Annotated in this window: 5 protein-coding genes; 4 read left to right on the top strand and 1 reads right to left on the bottom strand. The window is 58.7% G+C overall.

The features are described from left to right. Positions 1 to 115: 115 nt before the first annotated feature. Together fabI and ACPYOI_RS34240 are read left to right on the top strand one after the other, a co-directional pair. Entirely contained in the window at positions 116 to 934 is an 819-nt protein-coding gene (gene fabI / locus ACPYOI_RS34235; protein ID WP_481419967.1) for an enoyl-ACP reductase FabI, read from the top strand. Positions 935 to 961: 27 nt separating this feature from the next. Beyond that, a complete protein-coding gene (locus tag ACPYOI_RS34240) occupies positions 962 to 1,552 on the top strand; it encodes a histidine phosphatase family protein (RefSeq protein WP_481419968.1) in 591 nt (196 codons plus the stop codon). Between the two features lie 6 nt (positions 1,553 to 1,558). Here ACPYOI_RS34240 and ACPYOI_RS34245 read toward each other — a convergent pair whose 3' ends face one another. Continuing rightward, complete coding sequence (locus ACPYOI_RS34245) at positions 1,559 to 1,819, bottom strand: DUF1344 domain-containing protein (protein WP_481419969.1); 261 nt, start codon at positions 1,817 to 1,819, stop codon at positions 1,559 to 1,561. A 240-nt stretch (positions 1,820 to 2,059) separates the two neighbouring features. On the opposite strand from ACPYOI_RS34245, the gene ACPYOI_RS34250 reads away from it, so the two are divergent. Together ACPYOI_RS34250 and aroC are read left to right on the top strand one after the other, a co-directional pair. Further along, positions 2,060 to 5,239: an EAL domain-containing protein gene (locus tag ACPYOI_RS34250; protein ID WP_481419970.1), complete on the top strand. Its 3,180-nt coding sequence runs from the start codon at positions 2,060 to 2,062 to the stop codon at positions 5,237 to 5,239. Positions 5,240 to 5,401: 162 nt separating this feature from the next. Further along, positions 5,402 to 6,068: chorismate synthase (aroC, locus tag ACPYOI_RS34255; RefSeq protein WP_481424030.1), on the top strand; the 667-nt coding region annotated here is incomplete at its 3' end.

Genomic DNA, 6,068 nt, shown 5'->3' on the forward strand with positions numbered 1-6,068 from the left:
TGACAAGCGCACCCTTTGTTACCATACCTAACAGTTGATGATTGCTCGCAATCTTGAACCGGTGAACGGCCTATGCCATAGGCAAATTCCCAATTGGATCATTAGGGGGCAAAATATGGCTCAAGCAACAGGCCTCATGTCAGGCAAGCGCGGCGTTATCATGGGCGTCGCCAACAATCGTTCGATTGCGTGGGGCATTGCCAAAGCCATTCATGCACAGGGCGGGGAAATCGCCTTTACATATCAGGGCGATGCTCTGAAAAAACGCGTCGAACCGCTGGCTGCCGAACTCGGCGGCGTGCTTGCCGGTCACTGCGATGTCAGCGACGAAGCGAGCATCGAGGAGGTTTTCGCCAACGTCGAAAAGATGTGGGGCAAGATCGACTTCGTCGTTCATGCAATCGGCTTCTCGGACAAGGACGAACTGACCGGCCGCTACGTCGATACCTCGCCGGACAATTTCGCCAAGACGATGCAGATCTCCGTCTATTCGTTCACGTCCGTGGCGCGCCGCGCCGAGAAGTTGATGACGGATGGCGGCTCGCTGCTGACGCTCACCTATTATGGCGCCGAGAAGGTCATGCCCAATTATAATGTCATGGGTGTCGCGAAGGCCGCTCTCGAAGCCAGCGTCAAGTATCTGGCAGTCGATCTCGGACCGAAGAACATCCGCGTCAATGCGATCTCGGCAGGCCCGATCAAGACGCTCGCAGCATCCGGTATCGGCGATTTCCGCTACATCCTGAAATGGAATGAGTACAATGCGCCCCTGCGCCGTACGGTTACCATCGAGGAAGTGGGCGACGTCGGCCTTTACATGCTGTCGGATCTCGCGCGTTCGGTCACCGGTGAAGTGCACCACGCCGACAGCGGCTATCATGTGATCGGCATGAAGGCGGTAGACGCGCCGGATATTTCGGTTATCAAGGACTGACCGAAGTCCAATCAAACGGAATCTGCCTTGCTCATCTACGTCGTCCGACATGGTCAGACCGACTGGAATGCCGAACGTCGTCTGCAAGGCCAGAAGGATATTCCGCTGAATGCCATCGGCCGCGAACAGGCGCGGCTGAACGGCGTCAACATGGCCGAGCTTCTGAAAGTCGAGGCAATCCCCTTCGATTTCGTTGCAAGTCCGCTCGGACGCACGCGGGAGACGATGGAGATCATGCGGACCGCCATGGGACTGGCACCGAAGGACTACCGGACCGACGAGCGGTTGGTCGAAGTTTCCTTCGGGGATTGGGAAGGCTTCACGATCAGGGAGCTGAAGGCGACGCAACGCCAACGCATTATCGAACGCAACCTCAACAAGTGGGATTTCATCCCGCCCGGCGACGACGCGGAAAGCTACGAGATCATGTCGTGGCGTACCCGCTCCTGGTTGAATTCACTCGAGCGTCCAACCGTCTGCGCCACGCACGGCGGCGTCATCAGGAGCCTTTTCAAGATGATCGCGGATTTACCGAAGCATGAGGCTGCCGAGGGGGAAATTCCGCAGGACCGTATCCTGAAAATCGACACTGCGGAGAGGCTTATCGGTTGGCTCTAGCCGCCGTCACTGGACAATATCGAGGTCGTTGATCACCCGCTTGCCGTCCACTTCCGTGTAGAAGATCACAACCTTCACGCCAGCCTTCAGTCCGTCGAAGTTAAATTCCTCTGGAGCCTGATAGGTCTTGCCGTCATCGAGCGTCAGGCTGAGGTTGGTCATGTCGACCTTCTTGATCGTCGCTTCGACGTCGGCACTTTCCGCAAAGCCGCTGATGGGCGAGAGGAAACTTGCTGTAGCCAGCAGCGTGGCAACAAAAAAACGCATTGCAGCAAACCTCTTCAGACTCGTCGCTAACATCCGATCAAGCACAGCTAAACTCCTGAATATGGCGAAAATTGCCCGTAAGAATGACTTCGCGCGCCCAATTGATGAACAGCATTTAAACGATAATCAAGGGCAGCCACTCTCCATTAGTCTTTTCTTAAATATTGGTAACAAACGAGCATGAAATCGTAAATTAACTCGTTCTCCCTAGAGTTGTCCGAAAAAGAAGGGAGATATACTGTGCTTTTCGGGCTGGGCGGCAAGATTCAGTTGCGGCGGGTATTCAAAAATACCCGTGTTTCACTGCTCGTGTCGGCTCTTGTGGCATTTGTCGTTGTCGTAGTCGGTTTCACGCTCGATCATGCAAATACCGCGGCGCATCTTCGCGAATTGCAAATTCGCACGGAAAACGAAGCAAGCCTCCTTCAAGCACGGCTGGTAGCGCAGATCGACATCGACATCACTGTTGTCCGCGATCTCGCCAACGTGATTTCGCTGAGCGCGAACAGCAACGAAGAGGAAATGAATCGGCAGATAAACTGGTTGCTCATCCAGAATCCGCATTTCCTCAGTATAGCCGTCGCACCCAATTTCGTGGTCAGCAACGTCTTTCCGCCGCAATCCGGCAAGGACCGCATCGGCAAGGACGTAGGCGAATTGCAAATGCGGCGCCATCCCGTCACCTACTATACCAGAGACCAGCAGGCGCGCTTTTACGGTCCCATCAAGACCACGGGCGGCACGGATGCCTTTGCGATCTTCTTCCCGATTTTCGTCAAGGATAAGGGGCAGCGTAAGGTCTGGGGTGCGGTCGAAGTCGCAATCGACCGGGACATGTTCTACGAAAACACCGGCCTGACGCCTGCTCACAATATTGAAAACCAGCGGCGTTACCCGCATCTCGATCATCTTTCGATCGCCTTGCGCGACCTGAACACCGCTGCGGCGGGCAAGGCTCTTCCCTTCTTCGGCAGCGCCGATGTGCTTGACAAGCAGCCCGTCCGTCGCGAGATCGAATTTGCGGGCGGTCGCTGGGAACTTTCTGCCGCTCCGACAAGCGGATGGAACGTTCCCCCGCCGAACCAGGTTCAGCTTCGCTTGATCATTGTCGCGGCTGGCTGCGTCATCATCGTTCCTATCTTCCTGGCCACGCTGCTCCTTGGCGAGCGCAACCGCAACGTCAGCGAGCTCGAAGCTCGCGAGGCGAAACTGCTCGAGCTTTCCCAGCGGCTGGATCTTGCGCTGGATTCATCCAATATCGGCATTTGGGAGCTTCAGGATCACGGGCACCGCCTCTATTGGGACGCACGCGCTTCAGCCCTTTACGGTGAGGCATCGGGCGAGGGAAGCCGGCCGCTCGAGACCTGGCTTGAAGCGATCGTGCCGGGGGACCGGCCGATCGCCGAGATGCACTTCTTCAATTGCAGCGTCGCCGGCACCTCCTGCACGGCACAGTATCGTGTCGGGCTCGCCGACGGAAGCATCCGGCATCTGCGATCCGTCGGCGCCTTCTACACTGATGCAGGCGGAATCGGCCGAACGATCGGCATCGTCGCGGACGTGACTGCAGACGCAGAGGCGGCCGAAATGCTGCGGAAGGCCAAGGAAACCAGCGACACTAAGAATGCCGAACTGGAACAGGCGCTGGACGAACTCTCCTGCCGCGAAGCGGAACTTGCGGAGCTTTCCACCCGCCTTGATCTCGCACTCGATGCAAATCTGTGCGGCATCTGGGAAACGACGCTGGGCGTCGAAGGCTCCATGTGGGACGAGCGCATGTACGAACTCTATGGGCTGGAGCCACGGCGTGGCTTCATGACCCAGGATGTCTGGCTCTCCTGCATTCATCCGGAGGACCGTGGCCTTGCACTCGAAAGTGCGGAGCATTTCAAGCAGGTTGGCGACACCCATACGCTTATCTGCCGCGTACCGACCGCAGACGGCGGTGTTCGCTACGTCCGCTCCACCGGCAAGGTGCACCAAACCGCGACGGGACAGGCGAAGCTGATCGGCGTGGCCTTCGACGCTACCGAAGACGCGCTGCTGACGCTTCAGCTCAAGGCGGCAAAGGACGACGCGGTTTCCAAGAACATCGAACTAGAACGAGCCAAGGATCGAATAGAGCACAATTCGCTGCACGACCCGCTGACCGCACTTGCCAACCGGCGCAAGCTCGATATCGCGCTTGAAAACCTGACCTTCGACAGCCGGTCGCAGCGGCAGAAATTCGCCATCCTCCATATCGACCTCGATCGTTTCAAGCAAATCAACGACACGCTCGGGCATGCCGCGGGCGATGCGATGCTGGTGCATGCGTCAAAGGTGCTTTCGCAGAATGCCCAAGTCAGCAATGTCGTTGCGCGCATCGGCGGCGACGAATTCGTCATTCTGGTCCTCGATGCCAACGCCGAGGATATGACTGAACTTGCGGCCCGGATCATCGAGGAAATGCGCCAGCCGATCAATTTCGAGGGCTTCGCCTGCCGCTGCGGCGTTTCGATCGGCATCGCCCTTGCAGACGGCATCGATGTCGACGCTCGCCAGGTTCTGATCAACGCCGATATCGCGCTCTATCGTGCAAAGAGCCTGGGCCGGAACCGCTACGAGTTCTTCAACCAGAACCTCCAGGCCGACGTCGTCAACAGCAAGCGCACCGCCGACGAAATCCTTGCCGGGCTCGAAAACGGCGAATTCACGGCCTGGTACCAGCCGCAGTTCTGCGCCAGGACGATGCGGCTGACGGGCGTCGAAGCGCTGGTGCGCTGGAACCACCCGTCCCATGGTCTTCTGACGCCCGACAAGTTCCTGCGCATCGCCGACGAGATCAACGTCGTGCAGGTGCTTGACCGCATCGTTCTCGAAACCGCGCTCAAGGACAAGATGCGCTGGGCGGCACTCGGCGTTGCCGTACCGCAGGTCTCGGTCAATGTTTCGGCGCGCCGGCTGCATGACGGAAGCCTGTTCGAGTCGCTACTCGACCTGCAGATCGCTCCCGGCGAGCTCTCCTTCGAGCTGGTCGAATCGATCTTCCTCGACGAGAGCGAGGATGTGGCGGCGCACAATCTCGACCGCATCAAGGCGCTCGGCATCGATATCGAAATAGACGATTTCGGTACTGGCCACACGTCGATCGTCAGCCTGCTGAAGCTGAAGCCGAAGCGGCTCAAGATCGACCGCCAGCTCGTGCAGCCGATCCTCCATTCGCCGCAGGAACGGGCGCTGGTGAACTCGATCATCGACATCGCCCGCTCGCTCGGTGTTGAAACGGTGGCGGAAGGCGTCGAGACTGTTTCGCACGCGCACATGCTGCGCGATCTCGGCTGCGACCTGTTGCAGGGCTACGCCTTCTCCCGCCCCTTGTCCTTCGAGGCCTTCGCAGACGCAGCGGCGGACGGCAAGGCCTGGCGGCTTGCCTCCTGAGTTCATCGTTCACGATTTGCGGAAACAGATTCTCTGGTCGCAGTATTTTTCGGTAAAGAAAGGCGTTTGCCCGCAAGGCTTTTTGGCCTATGAGTGTCCCGAATTTTGGAAGTATGGCGCAGCCGGTGACGACCGGAGTTTGCGCTCATCCGGTCGGAACACATGTCGCACAACACATTCGGTCATCTCTTCCGCGTAACAACCTGGGGCGAAAGCCACGGGCCCGCACTCGGCTGCGTCGTCGACGGCACGCCGCCCGGCCTGCGTTTCAAGCTCGAGGATATTCAGGTGTGGCTCGACAAGCGCAAGCCCGGCCAATCGCGTTTCGTGACGCAGCGCCGTGAGGCGGACCTCGTGAAGGTGCTCTCCGGCGTGATGCCGGATGCCGACGGTGAAACGATGATCACCACCGGCACGCCGATCTCGATGATGATCGAGAACACCGACCAGCGCTCCAAGGATTACGGCGAGATTGCCCGGCAGTATCGTCCCGGCCATGCGGACTACACCTACGACGTCAAATACGGCATCCGCGATTATCGCGGCGGCGGCCGCTCCTCGGCGCGTGAGACGGCGGCCCGTGTCGCAGCCGGCGGCATCGCGCGCCTTGTTGTTCCGGAGATGAAGGTTCGCGCTGCGCTTATCCAGATCGGCAAGCACAAGATCAACCGGCAGAACTGGGATTGGGATCAGGTGGACCAGAACCCGTTCTTCTCGCCGGATGCAGAAATCGTTCCGGTATGGGAAGAGTATCTCGACACCATCCGCAAGAACGGCTCCTCGATCGGCGCTGTTGTCGAAGTCGTGGCCGAGGGCGTTCCGGCAGGGC

This window comes from Rhizobium sp. SVR5-2C (assembly GCF_056755115.1).